This is a genomic window from Bacillus sp. AF62 (genome assembly GCF_050312695.1).
Classification (GTDB): Bacteria; Bacillota; Bacilli; order Bacillales; family Bacillaceae_G; genus Bacillus_A; species Bacillus_A cereus.
The window spans coordinates 151,322-174,509 of sequence record NZ_JBNPJZ010000088.1 but is presented as its reverse complement, the minus strand read 5'-3'; the positions used below and the strand labels follow the sequence as shown (position 1 = coordinate 174,509).

Here is a 23,188-nt window from a genome sequence, read left to right as displayed (position 1 = left end):
AACGACTTTCCTAAGTAGGGGAAGTCGTTTTTTTATGGCGTTTTTGAGAACACTAACTTATAGGATAAGGAGGACGTTATGAAAAAAATATGTGTAATTATTACAGCGATATGTTCTATCTTTTTCTCTTCTCCAAGCGATTCTTTCGCGAAAGAATCAAGAGAACAGCTTTTAGAGAGTGCGTTATTGAATAGGTACTATTCGGTTATTAGACAAGTGACAGAAGATCAATATGAATGTGATGCAGTTATAAATATAAAGCGTCTCGGCAGGAAAGATGAATTTGTTCCTAGATTTGAAGTGACACTACAATTTCTTACATTTCAAGGGGCGCATAATCCGCCAAATGACAAAGTTACACTTACTTTGGAGGATTATTTAGATCATATAAAGGTAAAAAATGAGGAGCGAGAAAAAAATGTTTCTAATGATGTTGTAGAAAAGATTTGTGCTCGCAAAAAAGAAAAAATGAAAGCTCATTCTAATGATTGAGAGCGGTAACTTATTCCGCTATTTGCGGGGTGATTAAAGTTTCAATTTATGACATTTTACAGAGAAAGGTAATGGGCGATGGATATATTTTTAGCAATTTTACCAGCTATATTTTGGGGGAGTATTGTGTTATTTAACGTAAAACTGGGCGGGGGACCGTATAGTCAAACGCTTGGAACAACGTTTGGAGCACTTATTTTCTCAATTGTTGTTTATATTTTTATGAAGCCAGTATTAACACCTACTGTGATTGGGGTTGGAGTTGTGTCAGGTTTATTTTGGGCGCTTGGTCAGGCGAATCAATTGAAAAGTATTGATTTAATGGGCGTTTCGAGGACGATGCCAATTTCAACAGGACTTCAATTAGTTGCGACGACTTTATTTGGCGTTATCGTATTTCATGAATGGTCCACGACAATATCGGTCGTCCTTGGGATTTTAGCGCTCGTTTGTATTATTGTCGGTGTTATTTTAACATCACTTCAAAGTGAAGAAGAAAAGAATGCAGAGCAAGCAGCAAATTTTAAAAGAGGTATCATAATTTTATTAATTTCAACAGTCGGTTATTTAGTTTACGTAGTAGTGATTAGACTATTTAACGTAGATGGTTGGTCAGCTTTATTACCACAAGCAGTTGGTATGGTATTAGGAGGGATTTTGCTTACCTTTAAACATCATCCATTCAATAAATATGCAATCCGAAATATTATTCCAGGATTAATTTGGGCAGCTGGAAATATGTTTTTATTCATTTCGCAGCCGCGTGTTGGAGTCGCAACAAGTTTCTCGCTATCGCAAATGGGGATTATTATTTCCACGCTTGGTGGGATCCTTATATTAGGTGAAAAGAAAACGAAACGCCAATTAACGGGTATCGTTGTCGGTATCGTTTTTATTATTGCAGCTGGAATTATGTTAGGTATAGCAAAAAGTTAAAGGAGGTATTGAAATGTATAGTGATTTAGAAGGAAAAGTGGTCGTTATTACAGGATCAGCAACTGGTCTTGGTAGGGCGATGGGAGTAAGGTTTGCTAAGGAAAAAGCGAAAGTGGTTATTAATTATCGCTCACGAGAATCAGAAGCAAATGATGTGTTAGAAGAAATTAAAAAGGTAGGCGGAGAAGCGATTGCTGTAAAAGGTGATGTAACCGTCGAATCAGATGTTGTGAATCTCATTCAATCTGCTGTGAAAGAATTTGGTACGCTCGACGTTATGATTAATAATGCAGGGATAGAAAATGCAGTACCATCGCATGAAATGCCACTTGAAGATTGGAATAAAGTAATCAATACAAATTTAACAGGTGCTTTCTTAGGAAGTAGAGAAGCGATTAAATATTTTGTAGAACATGACATTAAAGGGTCTGTCATTAATATGTCTAGTGTTCATGAGAAAATTCCGTGGCCACTATTTGTGCACTATGCAGCGAGTAAGGGTGGCATTAAACTGATGACAGAAACGTTAGCGCTAGAATATGCGCCAAAAGGTATTCGAGTAAATAATATAGGAGCAGGTGCAATTAATACGCCGATCAATGCAGAAAAATTTGCTGATCCTAAAAAACGTGCTGACGTAGAAAGTATGATACCGATGGGCTACATTGGAAAACCAGAAGAAATTGCAGCAGTAGCAACTTGGCTCGCTTCTTCAGAGGCGAGTTATGTAACGGGAATTACGCTATTTGCAGATGGTGGAATGACGTTATATCCATCGTTTCAAGCTGGGCGTGGGTAATATAAAAGGACGAAGAGATAAAACTCTTCGTCCTTTTTTTACAAAAAAATAGCGGCCAGCTATTTTAAATTTAGTGATTAATTGTATCTTGAAGAAATTCTGTTGCTTGATGTTCAGTAACATTTTGTACGAGCGCGACTTCGCTGATCATCATTTTTCGTGCATTATCTAGCATTTGTTTTTCGCTCGCATTTAATGCTCTCTCTTTATTACGGCGAAGTAAATCCCGAACAACTTCTGCGCTATCTTGTAAATTGCCGTTTTTCATTTTTTCCATATTCATTGTATATCTTTGTTTCCATGAGAGTGATGGGTCTGACTCCCCGTTTTGAAATTCAAGAAGTATATCATCTAACGTACCTCGATCAACGATATAACGAATACCCGATTTTTTTAATTGATTCATCGGAAGCATTACTTGCATATCTTTACTAATGATGCGTATCACACAATATTGACGTGAAGTACCTAATATTTCTTTCTCTTCAATTGCTTCAATGATTCCTGCACCGTGCATTGGATAAACGATTTTATCACCAATTTGAAACAAATCATCCACCTCCATATGTGGTAACCACTTTTAATGATAGCATACGTATGTAAAAATGTCAAATTTTATATAATAACATAATATTTATATTCGAGTCAATAAGATGAAGTGCTTTTTTATGTTTTTTTGGGGGACCTTATTTATAGTGATTTTTTTAGAAAAATAGTACAGGTGAAGAAAGAAGGCATATCCACTTATTTTTAAGCATAAAATGTAAAAGCGCTAATACAATATACCTAAATCCGTTCTTTGCAAAGGAGGGAGAGAAGGTGGGGCGCACAATAAAAATTGATATTACAAATAAAGTTGTAGCTAAATTTAGACCAAATTATTTGGAATTATATACGAGTAAATTTATGATAGGTAAGTTTTATGTCTATACTGAAGATAAAGAATATGTGTTAGAAGACGGATATATATATGAGAATGGAAAGTTTTATCGCATCATAGATACGCACCGTGGCAATAATCAAGCGGCGGAGGGCTGCGATCTAGGACGGTGTTAACATGATTCGTGTGAAAGTGTTTGATGAAAGTCACGAAAAAGACTTAGAAGATGCTGTAAATGTTTTTTTGAAAAAGATTGATGATAGCAACTTTGTAGATATTAAATATCAAGTTGGTGTTTCCATTAACGACGATGAAAACCAAATTTATTGTTTTTCAGCAATGATCGTTTATAAAACATAAAAAAGAGCTGGCTCACCCAGCTCTTTTTTATGTTTTATGTTGGGACAACATGTGTCGGTAATACGTTCATAATAGAATGGGGTGTGCCTAATTTCTTTGTCGTTAAAAGAGGCTCCCCTGTTTCATGATTTTGGGCATCTTTACACATACCAAGGTGATAACGATCACCTAAAAATGGATCAATATAAAAACCGTTTTTAAATACTTTATCATTCGGATGTTTTTCATGGTGAATATCAGAGCAGTTAATGCAATAGAACATAGCGTTCAACCCCTTTTTATTTTGTTTGAAAAAAGTGAGTCGGTAGTCATTTCGCTCCTAAGGAAATGTTGAGGAGAAGAGAAATAACTACCTACTCAAATGGTGGGCATATTCCTTCTGATTTGTCATATCTCGCGTATTGTCCCTGAGGGAAGGAGGAGAGACGAAGTACGCATGATATAAGTAAGGCGCTTCTTTCAATATGGATGATGGAGTTTCATGTTGAGAGAAGTTTTTATTTTGTATTGCCTTTGTAAGTATATTATGAGGAAATGCTAAGAGGGTGTTTGTCCTGTTGAAAAAATGTTGAGAATTTCTCAACAGTAAAAGAATTAGCGTTGACATGAAATCAAAAGGTGTTATATTATCGAGGTGAAACCAAAAGGTGTTATGTTATAACGCCGAGTAAAGGAGAATGAACATGGAACAACAAAATACATTAAATGATATTAAACAAACAATCGTTTTTAACGCGTCTATTCAAAAGGTATGGAGTGTAGTATCAACTGCAGAAGGAATTGCGTCATGGTTTATGCCAAATGATTTTGTATTAGAAGTAGGACATGAATTTCATGTGCAATCGCCATTTGGGCCATCACCATGTAAAGTGTTAGAAATTGATGAGCCAAACTATTTATCTTTCTCATGGGATACAGATGGCTGGGTTGTTTCATTTAATTTGAAAGACTTAGGAGATAACAAAACAGAATTTACGTTAATTCACGGCGGCTGGAAACATCCTGATGAAATTCTTCCGAAAGCGAATGCGAAGAGCTCTATTATTCGCGATAGAATGAGCGGTGGTTGGGTAGCGATTGTAAATGAAAAACTGAAAAAGGTTGTCGAAGGCTAAGTGTCCTCGTCAGCAGCGAAATATGATGTATTTCAAGCAATTGCTGATCCAACCCGCCGAGAAGTAATACGGTTATTAAGTGACAAAGAGTTACCGATTTCCAAAATAACGGATCATTTTCCGATGAGTCGTACTGCGGTTGTAAAGCACCTTCATATTCTTTCGGAAGCGAATTTAGTAAGTGGAAGAAAAAGCGGAAGAGAGAAGATATATCGTTTGCATCCAGAACCATTAGAAGAATTACAACAGTGGCTCTCGTATTATGAACGTTTTTGGGATAATAAATTATCCATGCTGAAACATATTGTGGAGAATGAAGAATAAAAAGGATGACCAAAATGGTCATCCTTTTTATTGTTGCTCACTTGTTTGTGTAGCTGGCTTTAATAAAAGCCAAGCAATAATTAATGTAAATACTGCTAATACGAAAGTGCTCATATAAATGACGTGTACGCTTGATGCTAATGCGGATTGTGATTCGGTTACTACGTTTGCTGTAGTACCGCCGTGTCCGCCAGATACAAGATCAAGATTTTTAATACCACGTGCGTGAATCATCGTATTAAAGATTGTACCGAATATTGCAGCACCTAACGTTTGACTAAATGTATTAATAAATGTATTTAAACCAACAGCTGTTCCGCGTGTATGAGCTGGTACGGCTGCTTGAATTGTTACCATGTAAATCGGTGTCACAAGCCCCATTCCTAAGCCGAATAATCCGACTGCTATATAAATGAGGAACGATGGTGAATTGGTTGATAGTGTAAATAATAAGAACGTAGCGACTGATAAAATGCTAGCTCCAAGTAAAATGATTTGTTTCGTTTTTAATTTGCCTACTAAGTTACCAGAGAAAATAGCGCCAAATGTCCACATAACAGGGATTGGCATTAAAATAAGTCCAGCTTCTGTTGCATTTTTCCCTAATACACCTTGACTCCAAATTGGAAGGTACATTGTAATACTAATAATCATTGCGCCAGCAATAAGAGTTAATATATTTATCGTAGATAATGTACGGTTAGAGAAAAGTGCTAGCGGAATTAATGGTTCCGGAGATTTTTTCTCGATGGATAAGAAAATAATAAATGAAACGACGGCGAAGATTAATAGGCCGATAATTGTTATGTCTCCCCAGTTTTGCTTACTGCTACCTGTTAATAATGCATATAGTAGAGCGATTGTACTTAATGAAAAAACTGTTGCACCAAGATAATCGATATGATGTTTAGCAGGTTTAATAGATTCTTTGTAGTAAATTACAATCATTAAGCAAGCGATAATTCCGAATGGAACGTTTAAGAAGAAGATATAACGCCAAGAAAGGGAATCAACTAAAAATCCACCTACTAACGGTCCGATAACACCGGATACACCCCAAACGGCACTCATCCAACCTTGTGCTTTCGCGCGGTCTTTCGCTTCGCTATATAAGTCTCCAATAATCGTCATTGTGATTGGCATAACAGCACCAGCACCGATACCTTGAAGCGCGCGGAAGAAAATTAATTGTTCCATCGATGTAACGACTCCGCAAAGTGCAGAACCGACTAAAAAGATTGTAGCCCCGATCAGTAAAACCTTTTTACGACCGAATAAATCAGCGAGCTTTCCGTATATTGGAGTCGAAACAGCTGTTGCAAGCATATAAATTGCATATACCCAACTAACAAGTTCGACGCCTGACAAATCACTCGTTATACGAGGGATTGCTGTACTAACAATCGTTCCTTCTACCGCAGAAAGAAACGTCATTAACATTAAAGACATCATGACTTTTTTTCTCATTTGTTTTCCCCTTACCCTTTTTTAAATATTCAACAATATAAAATATAAAGGTACTAAGGTATATAAAGCAACAAAAAAGCAATGGAAAGTTACATGGAGCAGATGTTTGTCGCTTCTTGTCGGTAAGTCGATATATTTGAGAAATCGCCGATATAAGTTGTAGAATCGCTGATAAATTTGGAAAATCGCCGATAATGATTTCATGGCAATATTAAAAAAAGAAACAGGAATCCCTGTTTCTTTTTTTAATATTGCATTTTCGCGTTTTCTCCAGCTGTCGTTCCAGCAATTCTACCAGTAACAAGGGCTGATGTAATATTATAGCCACCAGTATAACCGTGAATATCAAGAACTTCTCCGCAGAAATATAAGCCGTTCGTGAATTTAGAAGACATTTCTTTCGGATTAATTTCTTTCACGGATACACCTCCGCCAGTAACGAATGCTTTTTCAATTGACTGCGTACCATTTACATTTACAGTAAACTCTTTAAAGTCTTTCACAAGTGCACGAATCTTTTCGTGAGAAACTTGTCCAGCTTGTTCACTACCGTCAATTTCATTTTTTTCTAATAAGAATAGGAAGTAACGTTCAGGGACATAACCTTTTAAAACGTTTTTAATTCCTTTTTTCGGATCTTCTTTCATTTGTTTCAGCATGCGCTGAAATAATTGCTCACTATTTTCCTCTGGCAATGCATCAATACTCATTTGTATTGTGTTCGTTTTAAACTTTTTCAGTGCTTTCACGACGAATTGACTACAGCGAAGAGCAGCAGGACCAGATAGGCCAAAATGAGTGAAGAGCATGTCCATTTTGTGAGAAATGATAGCTTTTCCTTTCGGGTTTAATACGCTTAAGTTTATATCACGTAAAGCAAGACCTTGTAATGAGCGATCACGTATAAACGGCTCGTTTGACAGGATAGGTACTTCTGTTGGGAATAATTCTGTAATTGTATGACCTGCTTTTTCAGCCCAAGCGTATCCGTCTCCAGTGGAACCAGTTTGAGGAACGGATTTTCCGCCAACAGCGATAACGACGTGATTTGTTTCTAACACTTCGCCTGTTTGCAGTACAACTGCCTTCGTTTGACCATTTTCATATTCAATCGTTTCAACAGGCGTATTTGTACGGATTTTTACACCTAAGTCTTTTAATCGTGTTAAAAGTGCGTCTACAACAGATTGTGCTTTGTTTGACACAGGGAACATGCGACCGTGGTCTTCTTCTTTCAATTTAACACCGAGATTTTCGAAGAATGTAATAATATCTTCATTATTAAAAATAGAAAAAGCGCTGTATAAGAAGCGACCGTTTCCTGGTATATGTTTAACAATTTCATCAAGTGGTAGACGGTTTGTTACGTTGCAGCGTCCGCCGCCAGAAATCGCAAGTTTACGCCCAAGTTTATTTCCTTTATCAAGAAGTAAGACATTTGCGCCTTCTTCTGCAGCACCAATTGCAGCCATTAGCCCAGAAGGACCGCCGCCGATGACAATAACATCATAATGCATAATATATCGACCTCATTTTCTACATTTCCTGCCTAAAAGAATAGCATGTTTTCCCTTAAAAGAAAAATAGAGTGAAGTACTGCTTAATGAGAGAATTGTGGTACAATACAAAAGTTAGAGTTCAGCACTATCCTGCTATTTGTAGGCGATAAGACTAAAACCTCAAGATTTAGGAGAAGTAAATAGGGAGTCTGTTAGCCTGTAAATGCTCGAATGGTTCAACTAATAAGGAGTAGGAGAGAAGTCTCCAACTAATTATAGTTTCACTTTATGTAGATGTAGGAGGATTTTTGTATGTCCGATTCGAAATTTCTGCGCGGAACGCTTATTGTTACGCTAGGGACATTTTTAGTAAAGTTCTTAGGCATGATTTACGTCTTTCCGTTTCATGCATTAGTAGGCACAGAAGGCGGAACGCTCTATACATATGGATACATTCCATATACGATCTTTTTAAGTATCGCAACGGCAGGTGTGCCGCTTGCTGTTTCAAAATTTGTTTCCAAATATAATGCGCTTGGCGATTATAAAACGAGCCGGAGAATGTTCCGCTCGGGAATGGTTATGATGATAGTAACAGGAGTTCTTTCGTTCCTAGTACTGTACATGACGGCGCCACTGTTTGCAGAAGCGATGCTTGGTAAACAAAGTATACACAATAATGTAGGAGAAGTTACGACGATCATTCGTCTTGTAAGTTTCGCACTTATTGTTGTACCAGCAGCGAGTTTAATTCGTGGTTATTTCCAAGGTCACCAGTCTATGGGACCAACTACCGTTTCACAAATTATTGAACAAATTATTCGTATCGTCTTTTTATTAGCTGGTAGTTTTATCGTTATTAAAGTACTTGGCGGTACAGTTGCAACAGCAGTTGGAGTAGCGACGTTTGCTGCGTTCGTTTCAGCGGTTGGAGCACTCGGTGTGTTAATTTGGTACTGGTTAAAACGTAAAAAATATTTGGATCAATATTTAATTGAACAAACTGTACCAGAATCAACAGTAAGTACCGTTCAGTTGTTTAAAGAGTTATTCGCATATGCGATTCCTTACGTTGTAATTGGGTTAACAATTCCTTTATATCAACAAATTGATACATTGACATTTAACTCAATTATGCAGGCGATTGGTCAAGGTGATATCGCAGAGCGAGCGCTTGGTATTTTCACAATGTGGACGCATAAGTTAATTATGATTCCTGTATCACTTGCAACAGCGTTTAGTTTAACGCTTGTACCAGCAATTACAAAATCATTTACTGAAAAACAATACCGCTATTTGAAATTACAAATTACACAAACATTCCAAGCAAATATGTTTTTAACATTGCCAGCAGTTATCGGTATTTCAACACTTGCATATCCAATTTACACTGCTTTCTATGACTCAGATCCATTAGGTGGACAAGTATTAATGTGGTATGCACCAGTTGCATTGTTATTTGCTTTATTTACAGTAACAGCGGCAATTCTTCAAGGGATTAATCAGCAAAAGCATGCGATTGTCGCGCTTATTATGGGTGTTATTTTGAAATTTGTATGTAACGTAATCTTTATTCGTTATTTCGGTACAGTAGGAGCAATTCTAGCGACCGCAGTTGGTTTCTTAGCTTCTGTTTGGTATACAAATCGACAAATTAAAAAATACGCACACTATTCATTCGGTGTTGTATATAAAAGAACATTCCAAATTGCAGTACTGACACTTATAATGGTCGTTGCTGTAAAACTATCACAATGGCTTCTATCCTTCATGATTTCGCCTGATGGCCGTATTGGTGCTCTTATAACAGTTGCGATTTGTGCAGGTATTGGTGGTCTTGTTTACGGATTGTTAGCAATTCGCACAGGAGTACTTGAAAGAGTATTTGGCGGAGAAGCATTAGATAAAATTCAACGTAAACTTGGTAGTAGATTTAAAATAAAGTTGAAATCAAGAGGGGCGTAATTACGTCCCCTTTTCTATGATAAATAAAGAAGGTGAAAAACGTGAGATTAGATAAATTATTAGCGAATATGGGATATGGGAGTAGAAAAGAAGTAAAGAAATTATTGAAAGATGGCGTTGTGAAAATTGATGGAACGCCAGTAAAAGATGCGAAAGTTCATGTAAATGTAGAAGAGCAAGAAGTTATGATTCACGGTGAAGTTGTGGAATACAAAGAGTTTGTTTACTTAATGATGCATAAGCCACAAGGTGTTATTTCAGCGACGGAAGATGATAATCATGAAACAGTAATAGATTTATTAGAATTAGAAGATGCAATCTTTGATCCGTTCCCAGTTGGACGACTTGATATCGATACGGAAGGTTTCTTATTGATAACAAATGATGGCAAGTTATCACATCAATTATTATCTCCGAAAAAGCATGTGCCGAAAAAATATTATGCACACGTTGCAGGAGTAGTAACAGAAGAGGATGTAAAAGAGTTTGCTAAAGGTGTTATTTTAGACGATGGCTATGAAACAAAGCCAGGTGCGCTTACAATATTGAAAAGCGATGATATTTCTGAAATTGAGCTTGTGATTACGGAAGGAAAATTCCATCAAGTGAAGCGTATGTTTGAAGCGGTAGGGAAAAAAGTAGTCTACCTAAAGAGAACAGAGATGGGTCCGTTAGTATTAGATGAAGAACTAGAACTTGGACAATACCGAGAGCTAACAGATGAAGAAGTAGAAATGTTAAGAACATACCAAGTAGATACTGAAAAGTAGTACCTTTATAGGTGCAGAAAAAACCCCTTTCTAATAGTTAGAAAGGGGTATGTATTTATTTACATACAATTATTTTTCGTTATGAGGTCATTCTCACTTTCTTTCCTGTTGTTGTCCACTTACCGCGGCAAGGGCTATACACGAGTTCATTAAACTGCAACACATTTAGATCACGTTGTATCGTTCGCGGTGTGATCCCGAACTCATCTACAAGGTCTTTCGTCGTTACCGTTCCGTTTTCATTGATGTACATATAAATTGATTTAATGCGTGTTAGCATACGAGTAGTTGTAGGTTTCAAGAGAAAACCACTCCTCTACTAGTTTTTTTGACCCCATTCAGGAAAGAAGGTCGTTACTACCATTGTACTCTACATGATAAAATTCATGCTTTAATCTACTTAAATTTTACAAAAGTTTAACAAATATTTATATAGAAAAATATTGGTAGTTGACATTGTATATATGGTCAGTCAACTAACACATAAAATTCTACGTAAAACGCCAAATTCCTGCAAATTTTTTTGAAAAAATAAAAGAAAAACTAATAAGAAATGTCTGAAATATTACAATTGTTCGGTATTTAGTTTTCGTGTATGGCATAAGGGATTTCGGTTTGCTATGATGAAAGAGATAATATAGTGAAGGATGGATGCGTGATGTCAGCGATTAATTGGACTGAAGAAGTTGCAAAACGAAAAGATGATTTAATTCGTGATACACAACAATTTTTACAAATTAAAAGTGTATGGGAAGAAGAATCGGCGAAAGAAGGCACACCATTCGGTGAAGGTGTAGAAAAAGCGCTATCTTTCATGTTACATAAAGGAGAAGCTGAAGGTTTTGCTTCTAAAAATTTAGAAGGATATGCAGGTCATCTTGAAATGGGACAAGGAGAAGAGTTAGTAGGTATTCTTTGTCACGTTGATGTTGTACCAGAAGGAGATGGCTGGACGACTCCTGCGTATAGTGCGGATATTCGCGACGGAAAGATTTTTGCACGTGGTGCAATTGACGATAAAGGCCCAACGATGGCAGCATATTATGCGATGAAAATTGTGAAAGAATTAGGCTTACCTCTTTCAAAACGTGTTCGTATGATTATAGGAACAGATGAGGAAAGCAATTGGAAATGTGTAGATCACTACTTTAAAAACGAAGAAATGCCAACAATCGGTTTTGCACCAGATGCAGACTTTCCAATTATTAATGCAGAAAAAGGAATTTCTGATATACAAGTTGTGCAAAATGGTAGTGAAGAGAAAAAAGGTACATATGAACTTGTTTCATTTGATTCAGGGCGTCGTTTAAATATGGTTCCTGATTTTGCAGAAGCGGTTATTACAGGAGAAGATGTAAATGCACTTACAGTAGCATATGAAGAGTATTTACAAACTGCTAAAAAAATAGGGAAATCGACTATAGAAGGCAATACAGTGACGTTGCAAATAGAAGGAATTTCAGCGCACGGATCTACTCCTGCAAAAGGAGAAAATGCAGGTTTATTATTAGCAAACTTCTTAACTACAGTTTCACTTGATGGAAAAGCAACTGCATTTGCGACATTTGCAACATTTGCAACAGAAACATTTACTGGTGATATTTTTGGTGAAAAAGCTACTATTGCTTATAAAGATGAAATTAGCGGTCCATTAACAGTGAATGTTGGTCGCCTTTCTTATAAGAAAGAGAATGGTGGTAATTTAGGATTAAACGTACGTTACCCAGTTACGACTAACTTTGAAGAAATGATTGCAAAGTTAAAAGAATATGTAGATACGTATGGATTTGCAGTAGCAGACTATTCTAACTCTCGTCCGCATCACGTTGATAAAGATCACGAGTTAATTCGTACGTTGCAACGTGTATATGAGGAACAAACAGGTGAAAAAGCTGAATTGTTAGCAATCGGCGGAGGTACTTATGCTCGCTCATTAAAAGCTGGTGTGGCATTTGGACCGCTATTCCCTGGAAAAGAAGAACTTGCGCATCAAAAAGATGAGTACATTGAAATTGAAGACTTATTAAAAGCAACAGCAATTTATGCGCAAGCAATTCATGAACTAGCGAAGTAAAGTGAAACTTTAATCGCCGATATATGAATAATGACCGCTCTCTACTTTAGAGGGCGGCTTCTTTTTAATTGAATGAGATAAGAAAGAAAAGAAACAATAGAAAGAAGGAGACGGTGTACATGGATAGGCATTATTTTGTCGCAATTACGTTACCAAATTATATAAAAGAAGTGCTGTCTAACTATAAAGAGGATACGAATGAGGAATTACCATTTCGCTCGTGGGTACATAAGGAAGATTATCATATTACCCTTTCCTTTTTAGGAGGTGCGACAGAAGAACAGTTAAAAGGGATAAAGAATGGATTACAAACACTTACAAAAACAAAAGAACTATCGTTCACGTTACAAGGTTTTTCAACGTTTGGTAGAGAAGATCAGCCCCGTATTTTTTGGGCGAAGGTAAGTGAGAATCACGATTTGTTTCAGTTGCAAAAGCAAGTACATGTCATTTGTGAAGAAAATGGATTTTCTCTAGAAACACGCCCGTATCATCCACATATTACTGTTGCTCGTAAATGGATAGGAGAAGAAAAGTTTCATTTAGAAAGTATAAAAGAAGTACCTGAAATATCATTTCAAGCAGATACAATTACTTTATACGAATCCCACGTGAAAGAAACCCCGAAGTATAAATCGATTGCTGAAATAAAATTACAAAAATAGAATGGTGAAAACGTTTTTTATGCAGGTGAATATACTATAGAGAAGAATGGAGTTACTGTATAGAGTCTTGTTGATAAGAAAAGCCTTATCATTTGCAGCTCATTTTATCTCGCTCATTAAAGTTTCACTTTATTTTAACTTTGAGAATGATGGTGATTTTTTTATGTTGAAAGTAAAACGTCCATTTGATGCCTATTTAGATGAAATGAATAAAATTACAATTTTGCTCCCACATGCGTATGGAACAAGTCGGACATTTCGTTTGCAAGAAGGAAGTAATGTGAAAGATTTACCGATTGCTCATACGATTGCGCTTCCAGATGCAACGAAGTATGAGTGCTTTATAGAAGAGCCGCTAGATGTGGGAAAGTATTATACAGTACGAGATGAACGGAATGAAGAAACGGATTTACAAATAGGTGCTGTTATTCGAACAACAATTTTCGATGAAAAGTATTATTACGAAGGTACAGATTTAGGTGCTGTGTATCAAAAAGAAGAAACGACATTTAAAGTATGGGCCCCAACTGCAAGGCTTGCGAAAATAAGAATTTATAAGAGCGATAAAGAATATGCCGATCATGAAATGTACAGGGGAGAAAACGGAGTTTGGATTCAAACATTACAAGGTGATTTAGACGGAGCACGCTATACATTTCTTGTTTGTATTAATTTAATATGGAACGAAGCTGTAGATCCTTATGCAAAGTCGGTGACGGTAAACGGAAAACACGGTGTTGTTATCGATTTAGAAAAAACGAATGTAACAAGAAGAGAAGGATTACCACCATTACAATCAATGACAGATGCCATATTGTATGAACTGCATATTCGTGATGCGACTATACATCAAAATAGTGGAGTGATTCAAAAGGGAACATATAAAGGATTGATGGAAGAGGGAACAACAGGACGGAATGGGACTTTAACAGGGTTGTCTCATATAAAAGATTTAGGTGTTACACATGTTGAACTATTACCGTTATATTGTTTCGGTGGTGTAGATGAGGCGAATCCTTCGTCTGCCTATAATTGGGGGTATAATCCATTATATTACAATGCACCAACAGGATTTTATGCTACAAATCCCTCTGATCCGTATAACAGGATAGTAGAGTGTAAACAGTTAATCGAGACATTTCATGAGCATGGCATTAGGGTAATTATAGATGTTGTATATAATCATGTTTATGAAAGAGAGCTATCATCATTTGAAAAGCTTGTTCCAGGATACTATTTTCGTCATGGTGAAGATGGTATGCCTTCTAATGGGACGGGAGTCGGAAATGATATAGCATCTGAACGGAAAATGATGAGGAAGTTCATTGTAGAGTCTATTTTATATTGGCTTACTGAATACAATGTCGATGGATTCCGATTCGACTTAATGGGAATTTTAGATGTTGATACAATGAATATGATAGAAAAAGAAGTGCGAAACATAAAACGAGATGCTTTGTTATTAGGAGAAGGATGGGATTTACAAACACCGCTTCCTCGTGAGGAAAAAGCAACGTTAAATAATGCGAAGAAAATGCCACATATGGCGCAGTTTAATGATCAATTTCGTGATGGGATAAAAGGGAGTACATTTCATATAAATAAGCGTGGTTTTGCATTTGGTGGGCATGTAGACTGTAATCATTTGCAGTATATTGCAGCAGGAAGTCTTTTAAGTATGAAAGAAACAGGGCTGTTTCTAGAGCCGGCGCAAAGCATTAACTATGTAGAATGTCATGATAATATGACGATGTGGGATAAACTAGTGCGCAGTAATGAAGAATCAGAAGCGATTTTGAAAAAACGTCACCTGCTAGCGAGCGCAATGGTTATTCTTTCACAAGGTATTCCTTTCTTACATGCAGGACAAGAGTTTTATCGTACGAAGAAAGGAAATGAAAATAGCTATAATGCAAATGATGAGATCAATCAATTAGATTGGGATCAAAAAGAGAAAGAAATAGAGACCGTTAACTATATAAAAGGTTTAATTGCGATTCGTAAAGAGCATGGGGCATTCCGATTACAAAACGCAGACCTTATAAAAAAACATATGACTTTTTTACAAACATCTACAGAAGTACTTGCATATCACCTAGAGCATGCAGAATCGTTTGGGCCGTGGAAAGAGATTGTCGTTTTATTTAATAGCGGTTTAGAAGCTAAAACTGTGCAACTTCCGAAAGAAGAAACGTGGCATGTGATAGTAGACGAAAAGCAAGCGAAAATAGAGCCAATTTCTTCATTTAGAGGAAAGGAACTTAGGCTCGCTCCAATTAGCACGTATATATTGACGATAATGTGACAAATCGCTACTTGACGATGAGAATGTAATAAATGTAGAATTGACAAAGGTGACGATTTTGATAAGTTGTCATTCTATGACAGGTTTTGTAAAATAAAATAGAGAATTTTTGGCTGAGGCTAATTTTTCTTTTCATTTACAGTAAAATATATGAATCCACAACATGTGTAGAAATGTTGCGGTTTTTCTTTTCATAACTATAAAAGATAAGGATTTGTTAACGGGTAATGAATATGGAATGGTTGGAACAATTATTAGGAAAAGAGTGGAGTCTTGTACCGGCTGGTGGAGTAACGGGCGATGCATATATTGCGCAAAACGGACAACAGAAGTTATTTTTAAAGCGGAATACATCGCCCTTTTTAGCGGTATTGTCAGCAGAAGGAATTGTTCCAAAATTACTTTGGACAAGAAGGGTAACGAACGGTGATGTAATTTCTGCTCAAAAATGGCTTCCGGGACAGAAGTTAGAGCCAGAGGATATGAAACTAGAACGTGTTGCGAAACTTTTGAAGAAAATTCACTCCTCTAAAGCGCTTGTACAGATGATTCAAAGACTTGGGAAGCAACCGCTTCACGCACAAGAGTTATTACAACAACTGCAACTCGTTTTAAGAGGAGATATAAGGGATGATGAAACAATTCAGCAAGGCCTTCAATATTTAATGGATTCATTAAAAGCTATTGAATACAATGAATTCGTTGTATGCCATTGTGATGTAAACCATAACAACTGGATATTGTCGGATGAAGATGAGTTGTTTTTAATTGATTGGGATGGAGCTGTAATTGCTGACCCAGCTCTAGACCTTGGTATGTTATTATATTGGTACATTCCGCGCCAGGAGTGGAGTGAGTGGCTCGGTTTTTATGATATTGAAATGGATGAATCGCTGCTTAGGCGCATGAGATGGTATGTGATAGCACAAACGATTTTGTCTATTCAATGGCATACAACAAAAAAACAGCAAGCAGAAGCTGAATATTGGCATCAATATTTACAGCAACTACTTGCTTCAGAATAATACTTAAGAAAAATTGTCCATTCCAGCAATCCACTGAGTAAGTTGTTCTTGATTATTGGAAATATGGTTGTCCAAATTAGAGGAAGATTTACCCGATTGACTATAAGAATATACATCGTTTAGCATTGTTTTAGCGTCACTACTTATATTATCGTTTGCGAGTAACGATTGAATGAGGCGCTCTAATTGCTCGCATTCTGAAACTGTCCCGCAGCAATCACTTTGGTGGTTGACTAAAATATCTTTCAGCACTTCTAATTGATGTTGTTGATTAATTGGCATGAACGGATCATCCTTTCGATTGTTTTTCTCTTCAAATGTAAGAGAAAAAGCTGTTTCGTCATGGAATGTTTAATGCTGTATGTAGTTTTTATCAAAATGGTACATCTTATACTTGAAAGAAACGGACCGAGTGCTCGTACGTACTTGGTTTTTTGTTTGGTAGATTGATTAAAAAAAGAAAGAAGGAATTATTCCTTTAAAATAGTTTTGTAAAGAGAGGGAGACATCTATGCGTTTAAGACATAAACCATATGCAATGGATCGAATTAACGAGTATTCACATATCGTAATCGGAAACCCAGAGGAGCGCGCTGGTAACTGGAAAGAAGTATTTGGAAATGAACAACCAATTCATATTGAAGTAGGTACAGGTCGTGGCCGCTTTATGTATGATATGGCAAAAGCGAATCCACATATTAATTATATTGGAATTGAAAAATTCACAAGTGTTGTTGTAGATGCACTTGATAAATTAATTGAAGAAGAAGTGCCGAACTTAAAGTTAATTAATAAAGATGCTGAAGATTTAACAGTTTTCTTTGCAAAAGGTGAGATTGATCGCGTTTATTTAAACTTCTCAGATCCATGGCCAAAGAAGCGTCATACGAAGCGTCGTTTAACGTATAAAACGTTTTTACGCAATTATGAAGAAGTGTTAGTAGAAGGCGGAGAAATTCATTTCAAAACAGATAACCAAGGTTTATTTGAATATTCTCTTATGAGTATGGCTGAGTATGGTATGTTACTAACTTACTTAAGCTTAGATCTTCATAACAGCGACTTTGAAGGTAACATCATGACTGAATACGAAGAGAAATTCTCTAGTAAAGGTCATCGTATTTACCGAGTTGAAGCAAAATATCGTACAGAGCCTATGCAGTAATGCATAGGTTTTTTTATATCTAAAATAATCAGAATTTTATGTTAAGATTAATTGAAAGGGGGATGTGTAATGGAACAGTTACAAATTGGAGATATAAAAGTAACGTGGTTAAAAGGCGGAAATACACATTTAGATGGAGGGGCAATGTTTGGTGTTGTGCCGAAAGTACTTTGGTCACGTAAATATAAACATAATGACACAAATCATATTTACTTACGAACAGATCCGTTACTTTTACAAACGAAAGATGGAAATATGCTCATTGATTCAGGAATAGGAAACGGTAAGTTGGATGAGAAGATGAAACGAAATCAAGGTGTAACAGAAGAATCATCGGTTTATGAATCGTTAGAAAAACAGGGATTAAAGCCTGAAGATATTCAATATGTTTTAATGACACACCTTCATTTTGATCATGCATCTGGCCTAACAAAATGGGATGGGGATCACCTTGTACCAGCGTTTCCAAATGCAAAAGTTTACGTAAGTGAAACAGAGTGGAATGAAATGAGGAACCCAAATATTAGATCCCGTAATACATATTGGAAGGAAAATTGGGAACCGATTGTAGATCAAGTTGTTACGTTTCAGCAAGAAATAGAAATTACAGATGAAATCAAGATGGCACATACGGGTGGGCATAGTGATGGACATGCAGTCATCATTTTGGAGAGTCAAGGGGAAACGATGCTACATTTAGCAGATCTCTTGCCGACGCACGCGCATCAAAATGTATTATGGGTAATGGCATACGATGATTATCCGATGACCTCGATTGAAAATAAACAAAAGTGGATGAAGTATGGTGCTGACAAAGAGGCGTGGTTTACGTTTTATCATGATGCATATTATCGTGCTGTGAAGTGGAATGAGGAAGGGCATATCGTAGAAAAAATAGAACGGAAAACGAGTATAGAAGCATAAAAATAGGAGGTTGTTCCATTATATTTATTGGAGCAGCTTCTTTTTTATTATAGAATTTTGCCAGTAAGTCGATATATTTAAAAAATCGCTGATATAATTTTAATCAATACCCGCAATTTCAAAAAAATAAGAGGTTCACCTAATGGGAACCCTCCGTTTTATGCTGCTATAACCTCTAAAACAGTACCTGTTTTAGCATCAACTAAAAATTCAAATCGTTCTTGTATATCATCTAACATTGTTGTAAGACCGCCGCGATAAACTTCATATGCGACATCATATTTTTCAAATGTCTCTGGAACCATATGTACCCAAGAGCCAGTAATTTCACCTTTATGACTTAATGCTTGTTTCACCATTTTCAATGCTTTTTCTGAAGAAATATGGGATTGTTCTTGTACTTTGTTTGCAACGAGATAACCAGCTGCGAACCCAACGCCAAGACCTGCTACTAAACCTTTCCAGCTCATATATTCACCTCAATTCTATAAAATAAAAATAGTGTACCAATAATAATTATAAAGCAAATACAGCTAAAAAAGAAGAAACTAGAAACATTTCGAAAATTTCGTTACAATAAAAGAGGTATTCTACTAAGGTTTGAAAGAAGGGGACTTCGTGAATAAAGAGACATTGCAATTATTTCGTACGTTAACAGAATTACAAGGTGCATCAGGTTTTGAACATGATGTACGCCGTTTTATGAAACAAGAATTAAGCAAATATGCGGATGAAATTGTACAAGACGGTTTAGGTAGCGTATTTGGTCTGAAAAAAGGGGACGAAACTGGCCCGCTTGTTCTTGTAGCAGGTCATATGGATGAAGTAGGTTTCATGGTTACGCAAATTACGAAAAACGGAATGCTTCGTTTTCAAACGTTAGGCGGCTGGTGGAGCCAAGTTTTATTAGCACAGCGTGTACAAGTTATGACGAAGAATGGTCCTGTTATTGGGGTTGTTGGTTCTATTCCTCCTCATTTATTAAGTGACGCGCAACGTGCAAAACCGATGGATATAAAAAATATGTTAATTGATATAGGTGCAGATAGTTATGAAGATGCGATTGAAATTGGTGTAAAACCAGGACAACAAATCGTGCCGATTTGCCCATTCACACCGATGGCAAATGAGAAGAAAATTATGGCGAAAGCTTGGGACAACCGTTACGGATGTGGTCTTGCAATCGAATTGTTAAAAGAATTAAAAGACGAAACATTACCAAATACATTATATTCTGGTGCTACTGTACAAGAAGAAGTAGGTCTTCGCGGAGCGCAAACCGCTGCAAATATGATTCAACCAGACATTTTCTATGCGCTTGATGCAAGTCCAGCAAACGATGCATCTGGTGACAAAACGCAGTTCGGTCAATTAGGAAAAGGTGCCCTTCTTCGTATTTACGATCGCACGATGGTAACACATAGAGGAATGCGCGAATTCATTTTAGATACAGCAGAAACAAACAACATTCCGTACCAATACTTTATTTCACAAGGTGGTACAGATGCTGGTCGTGTACATACAAGTAACTCTGGTATCCCATCAGCAGTAATTGGTGTTTGTGCACGCTACATTCATACACATGCTTCAATTTTACATGTTGATGATTATGCAGCGGCGAAAGAATTAATTACGAAGCTTGTAAGAACAACAGATAAAACGACGTTAGAGACAATTAAGAATAACGCGTAGAGAAGAAGGGCGAAAAACCCTTCTTTTTTTAGATTGAAGAGATGACCCAGCGATGAGTGGGAGCGGTCAGTGCTTAATTGGTGTTCGAATGATGTATGAAGACTCCAAGTAGGAAGTGAGAGGAAGGCTGTTTTTGTTTTTGAAGACGGTAATGTTGCTAGAAAAACCCTTCTTTTTTAGGCTGAATAGATGACTTGGTGATATGTGGTAGTGGTTGATGCTTAATTCGTATCTGATAGGGATATTAGAATAGAATGATGAATTTTTATAGAGGTGAACGAAATGAAAGTAGTAGTAGGATCAAAGAATAAAACGAAGGTTGGCGCTGTGGAGAAGGTTTGGAAAGATGCTGAAATTACATCTCTTTCTGTTCCGTCAGGAGTATCAGCTCAGCCTTTCTCAGATGAAGAGACGATGCAAGGAGCGATTAATAGAGCGAAGCGAGCGCTAGAGGAAGGAGAAGCTCCAATTGGTATTGGGCTAGAAGGCGGCGTAATGAAAACGGAGCACGGTTTATTTATGTGTAACTGGGGCGCGCTAGCAACAATTGATGGGAAAGTATTTGTGGCCGGAGGAGCGCGTATTACGTTACCAGACGATTTTTTAGCACCTCTTGAAGATGGTAAGGAATTAAGCGAAGTGATGGAAGAGTTTGTGCAGCGAAAAGATATTCGTAGTCACGAAGGTGCTATCGGTATTTTTACAGATGATTATGTCGACCGCACGGAATTATTTGTACACGTTGTTAAGTTGTTAGTTGGGCAATATAAGTATGACGAAAAGCAAGCATAAACCTTGCACCGTGCGCGATGTATGGTAGTATAAAAGAAAGATTATAACATGAAAACATGCACTCGTTAGAGGAGGAAATATAGATGAAGTCATTAGAAAGCATGGAGCAATTCCAACAGTTAAAAAATGAAGAGAATGTAGTCTTTATGTTCTCAGCAGAATGGTGCCCAGACTGCCGCTTTGTAGATCCATTTATGCCAGAAGTAGAAGAGAAATATAGTGATTTCTCATTTTACTATGTAGATCGTGATGAGTTTATTGATCTATGTGTAAAATTAGACGTATTTGGCATTCCGAGCTTTGTAGCGTACAATAAGGGTGAAGAAACTGGTCGCTATGTAAACAAAGATCGTAAAACACAAGAACAAATCGAAGAGTTTATTGAAGGTTTAAAATAAGGCAATTTGCCAATTGAATTGTAAAACAACCTCTACCTTCGCGGGGGAGGTTATTTTTTTGGAAGGGAGGAAAAAGAGATGAAGATGACAAGTAAAAAGATGAAAGACGAGTTAATGAAGAAATTATCTCGCCCAGAATGGGACTTTCAGTATGATAGCGAGAAAGAAGTTCTACGTATTGAACAGAAAGACTCTAAAAAAGGTATTAACGTATCGCTTCCAGGAGTTGTGGCAAAATGGGAAGTGAATAAAGAAAAAGCAATTGAAGAGGTTGCTTATTATGTACAAGAAGCGCTAATTGCGATGCATAAAGAAGAAAATAGCGGAGCGAAAATTTTACCTGTTATTCGCTCTACTTCTTTCCCGAAACAAGCAGAAGAAGGAAATCCGTTTATTATGACGGATCATACGGCGGAAACACGTATTTACTATGCGTTAGATTCGAATAAAACGTATCGACTAATCGATGAGCGTCTGTTACAAAAATTAGAACTTACAGAACAGCAAGTACGTGAAATGGCATTATTCAATGCTCGTTCATTAGGTTATGAATTTAAACAAGACACAGTAGCGGGTAATACATTCTACTTTTTAAACACAAATGATGGGTATGACGCGACGCGTATTTTAAACGAATCGTTACTACAATCGATGCGTGAAAAGATTTCTGGTGACATGGTTGTTGCTGTTCCTCACCAAGATGTATTAATTATTGCTGATATCGTTAACGAAATCGGTTATGATATTATTGCACAAATGACAATGAAATTTTTTGCCGAAGGGCATGTTCCGATTACATCACTTTCATTCGTATATGAAGATGGAGACTTTGAACCAATCTTTATTTTAGCGAAGAATCGGAAGAAGACAGATGGAAAAGAGAAAGGATGAACGAAGTGAACGTTTTTTACAACCTTGAAGGAATTGGTGACACTTTAATTGTTGCCTTACAAGATATTACTTTAGAGAACCGTACTTTTGATCGCAAAGGAGATGTTGCTCGCGTTTATGATCGTGAAAGCAACGTAACGGGAGGATTCAACATCTTTAATGCATCTTCTTATTTAGAAGTAACAGAAACAGGTAACCTTACATTAACGAAAGAGCTTGTTGAGAAAATCAACGAAATTTTAGCGAAGAACGGCTTTGAAGAAACAGTAGAAGCAGATCTTTCTCCGAAATTTGTTGTAGGTTATGTAGCTGAAAAAGAAAAGCATCCAAATGCTGATAAGTTAAACATCTGTAAAGTAGAAATCGGTACAGAAACATTACAAATCGTATGTGGCGCACCAAACGTTGATGCAGGACAAAAAGTTGTCGTTGCAAAAATCGGTGCTGTAATGCCAAGCGGTATGTTAATCAAGCCAGCTGAGCTTCGCGGTGTTCCTTCTTCTGGAATGATCTGCTCTGCACGTGAATTAGAGCTTCCAGACGCTCCACAAGAAAAAGGTATTCTTGTATTAGAAGATAGTTTTGAAGTTGGACAAGAATTTAAATTTTAATTGATATAAAAAAAGAGAGGTTGTCCTTTTGGGCAGCCT

Annotated in this window: 27 protein-coding genes; 20 read left to right on the top strand and 7 right to left on the bottom strand. The window is 36.8% G+C overall.

Annotated elements, in window-relative coordinates:
* Positions 1-78: 78 nt before the first annotated feature.
* The 3 genes from ACQRBL_RS23630 (at position 79) to ACQRBL_RS23620 (ending at position 2,227) form a co-directional block, all read left to right on the top strand.
* On the top strand, positions 79-492 hold the full coding sequence (locus ACQRBL_RS23630) for a DUF3888 domain-containing protein (RefSeq protein ID WP_065485421.1): 414 nt from the start codon (positions 79-81) through the stop codon (positions 490-492).
* Positions 493-570: 78 nt separating this feature from the next.
* On the top strand, positions 571-1,428 hold the full coding sequence (gene glcU / locus ACQRBL_RS23625; protein WP_000350865.1) for a glucose uptake protein GlcU: 858 nt from the start codon (positions 571-573) through the stop codon (positions 1,426-1,428).
* Between the two features lie 13 nt (positions 1,429-1,441).
* Positions 1,442-2,227: a glucose 1-dehydrogenase gene (locus tag ACQRBL_RS23620; protein WP_411995747.1), complete on the top strand. Its 786-nt coding sequence runs from the start codon at positions 1,442-1,444 to the stop codon at positions 2,225-2,227.
* A gap of 70 nt (positions 2,228-2,297) precedes the next feature.
* Here the strand turns inward: ACQRBL_RS23620 and ACQRBL_RS23615 are convergent, their stop codons facing one another.
* Positions 2,298-2,792, bottom strand: a complete 495-nt coding sequence (locus tag ACQRBL_RS23615) for a CarD family transcriptional regulator (protein ID WP_000451447.1) — start codon at positions 2,790-2,792, stop codon at positions 2,298-2,300.
* A 254-nt stretch (positions 2,793-3,046) separates the two neighbouring features.
* Between ACQRBL_RS23615 and ACQRBL_RS23610 the strand changes: the two genes are divergently transcribed.
* Both ACQRBL_RS23610 and ACQRBL_RS23605 read left to right on the top strand, forming a co-directional pair.
* Positions 3,047-3,283, top strand: coding sequence for a DUF2553 family protein (locus ACQRBL_RS23610; RefSeq protein WP_000533803.1), 237 nt, complete (start codon positions 3,047-3,049; stop codon positions 3,281-3,283).
* A gap of 1 nt (position 3,284) precedes the next feature.
* On the top strand, positions 3,285-3,467 hold the full coding sequence (locus tag ACQRBL_RS23605; protein ID WP_000621752.1) for a sporulation protein Cse60: 183 nt from the start codon (positions 3,285-3,287) through the stop codon (positions 3,465-3,467).
* 34 nt (positions 3,468-3,501) lie between these two features.
* Here the strand turns inward: ACQRBL_RS23605 and ACQRBL_RS23600 are convergent, their stop codons facing one another.
* Positions 3,502-3,729, bottom strand: a complete 228-nt coding sequence (locus tag ACQRBL_RS23600; RefSeq protein WP_000498986.1) for a DUF3973 domain-containing protein — start codon at positions 3,727-3,729, stop codon at positions 3,502-3,504.
* Between the two features lie 421 nt (positions 3,730-4,150).
* On the opposite strand from ACQRBL_RS23600, the gene ACQRBL_RS23595 reads away from it, so the two are divergent.
* Together ACQRBL_RS23595 and ACQRBL_RS23590 are read left to right on the top strand one after the other, a co-directional pair.
* Entirely contained in the window at positions 4,151-4,582 is a 432-nt protein-coding gene (locus ACQRBL_RS23595) for an SRPBCC family protein (protein WP_000437770.1), read from the top strand.
* The gene (locus ACQRBL_RS23590; protein ID WP_000098837.1) at positions 4,583-4,906 is read left to right on the top strand and encodes an ArsR/SmtB family transcription factor; all 324 of its coding nucleotides are present in this window, start codon (positions 4,583-4,585) and stop codon (positions 4,904-4,906) included.
* A 27-nt stretch (positions 4,907-4,933) separates the two neighbouring features.
* Here ACQRBL_RS23590 and ACQRBL_RS23585 read toward each other — a convergent pair whose 3' ends face one another.
* On the bottom strand, positions 4,934-6,373 hold the full coding sequence (locus ACQRBL_RS23585) for an MDR family MFS transporter (protein WP_411995748.1): 1,440 nt from the start codon (positions 6,371-6,373) through the stop codon (positions 4,934-4,936).
* A 245-nt stretch (positions 6,374-6,618) separates the two neighbouring features.
* A complete protein-coding gene (locus ACQRBL_RS23580; RefSeq protein ID WP_000558864.1) occupies positions 6,619-7,890 on the bottom strand; it encodes an NAD(P)/FAD-dependent oxidoreductase in 1,272 nt (423 codons plus the stop codon).
* Between the two features lie 294 nt (positions 7,891-8,184).
* On the opposite strand from ACQRBL_RS23580, the gene ACQRBL_RS23575 reads away from it, so the two are divergent.
* Positions 8,185-9,837: a putative polysaccharide biosynthesis protein gene (locus tag ACQRBL_RS23575; RefSeq protein WP_001284026.1), complete on the top strand. Its 1,653-nt coding sequence runs from the start codon at positions 8,185-8,187 to the stop codon at positions 9,835-9,837.
* Positions 9,838-9,878: 41 nt separating this feature from the next.
* Complete coding sequence (locus tag ACQRBL_RS23570) at positions 9,879-10,607, top strand: pseudouridine synthase (protein ID WP_001234948.1); 729 nt, start codon at positions 9,879-9,881, stop codon at positions 10,605-10,607.
* A 79-nt stretch (positions 10,608-10,686) separates the two neighbouring features.
* On the opposite strand, the gene ACQRBL_RS23565 is transcribed toward ACQRBL_RS23570, so the two are convergent.
* Positions 10,687-10,908, bottom strand: coding sequence for a DeoR family transcriptional regulator (locus ACQRBL_RS23565; RefSeq protein ID WP_000805512.1), 222 nt, complete (start codon positions 10,906-10,908; stop codon positions 10,687-10,689).
* Positions 10,909-11,265: 357 nt separating this feature from the next.
* Here ACQRBL_RS23565 and pepV point away from each other — a divergent pair, with 357 nt between their 5' ends.
* The 4 genes from pepV (at position 11,266) to ACQRBL_RS23545 (ending at position 16,676) form a co-directional block, all read left to right on the top strand.
* A complete protein-coding gene (gene pepV, locus ACQRBL_RS23560; RefSeq protein ID WP_411995749.1) occupies positions 11,266-12,681 on the top strand; it encodes a dipeptidase PepV in 1,416 nt (471 codons plus the stop codon).
* 119 nt (positions 12,682-12,800) lie between these two features.
* Positions 12,801-13,346 carry an RNA 2',3'-cyclic phosphodiesterase gene (thpR, locus tag ACQRBL_RS23555; protein ID WP_098256392.1) on the top strand — a complete coding sequence of 182 codons (546 nt, stop codon included), beginning with the start codon at positions 12,801-12,803 and terminating at the stop codon, positions 13,344-13,346.
* A 163-nt stretch (positions 13,347-13,509) separates the two neighbouring features.
* Positions 13,510-15,651, top strand: a complete 2,142-nt coding sequence (pulA, locus tag ACQRBL_RS23550; RefSeq protein WP_023523197.1) for a type I pullulanase — start codon at positions 13,510-13,512, stop codon at positions 15,649-15,651.
* A gap of 227 nt (positions 15,652-15,878) precedes the next feature.
* Positions 15,879-16,676, top strand: coding sequence for a phosphotransferase family protein (locus ACQRBL_RS23545; RefSeq protein WP_002094168.1), 798 nt, complete (start codon positions 15,879-15,881; stop codon positions 16,674-16,676).
* A gap of 3 nt (positions 16,677-16,679) precedes the next feature.
* Here ACQRBL_RS23545 and ACQRBL_RS23540 read toward each other — a convergent pair whose 3' ends face one another.
* On the bottom strand, positions 16,680-16,958 hold the full coding sequence (locus ACQRBL_RS23540) for a YtzH-like family protein (protein WP_001122235.1): 279 nt from the start codon (positions 16,956-16,958) through the stop codon (positions 16,680-16,682).
* A gap of 229 nt (positions 16,959-17,187) precedes the next feature.
* Between ACQRBL_RS23540 and trmB the strand changes: the two genes are divergently transcribed.
* Together trmB and ACQRBL_RS23530 are read left to right on the top strand one after the other, a co-directional pair.
* Positions 17,188-17,841 carry a tRNA (guanosine(46)-N7)-methyltransferase TrmB gene (gene trmB, locus ACQRBL_RS23535; RefSeq protein ID WP_001239383.1) on the top strand — a complete coding sequence of 218 codons (654 nt, stop codon included), beginning with the start codon at positions 17,188-17,190 and terminating at the stop codon, positions 17,839-17,841.
* Positions 17,842-17,910: 69 nt separating this feature from the next.
* Entirely contained in the window at positions 17,911-18,765 is an 855-nt protein-coding gene (locus tag ACQRBL_RS23530) for a YtnP family quorum-quenching lactonase (RefSeq protein WP_000436839.1), read from the top strand.
* 158 nt (positions 18,766-18,923) lie between these two features.
* Here the strand turns inward: ACQRBL_RS23530 and ACQRBL_RS23525 are convergent, their stop codons facing one another.
* Positions 18,924-19,235: a PepSY domain-containing protein gene (locus ACQRBL_RS23525; RefSeq protein WP_000118541.1), complete on the bottom strand. Its 312-nt coding sequence runs from the start codon at positions 19,233-19,235 to the stop codon at positions 18,924-18,926.
* A 148-nt stretch (positions 19,236-19,383) separates the two neighbouring features.
* On the opposite strand from ACQRBL_RS23525, the gene ACQRBL_RS23520 reads away from it, so the two are divergent.
* From ACQRBL_RS23520 to ytpR, 5 genes are all read left to right on the top strand, one after another.
* Complete coding sequence (locus ACQRBL_RS23520; protein WP_411995750.1) at positions 19,384-20,457, top strand: M42 family metallopeptidase; 1,074 nt, start codon at positions 19,384-19,386, stop codon at positions 20,455-20,457.
* 282 nt (positions 20,458-20,739) lie between these two features.
* Positions 20,740-21,249, top strand: a complete 510-nt coding sequence (locus ACQRBL_RS23515) for a DUF84 family protein (protein WP_000869939.1) — start codon at positions 20,740-20,742, stop codon at positions 21,247-21,249.
* Between the two features lie 83 nt (positions 21,250-21,332).
* On the top strand, positions 21,333-21,647 hold the full coding sequence (locus tag ACQRBL_RS23510; RefSeq protein WP_000838193.1) for a thioredoxin family protein: 315 nt from the start codon (positions 21,333-21,335) through the stop codon (positions 21,645-21,647).
* A 78-nt stretch (positions 21,648-21,725) separates the two neighbouring features.
* Positions 21,726-22,538 carry a DUF1444 domain-containing protein gene (locus ACQRBL_RS23505; RefSeq protein ID WP_000784605.1) on the top strand — a complete coding sequence of 271 codons (813 nt, stop codon included), beginning with the start codon at positions 21,726-21,728 and terminating at the stop codon, positions 22,536-22,538.
* Positions 22,535-23,149 carry a YtpR family tRNA-binding protein gene (gene ytpR, locus ACQRBL_RS23500; RefSeq protein ID WP_001006777.1) on the top strand — a complete coding sequence of 205 codons (615 nt, stop codon included), beginning with the start codon at positions 22,535-22,537 and terminating at the stop codon, positions 23,147-23,149. The genes ACQRBL_RS23505 and ytpR overlap by 4 nt, the downstream gene beginning before the upstream one ends.
* Positions 23,150-23,188: the final 39 nt, after the last annotated feature.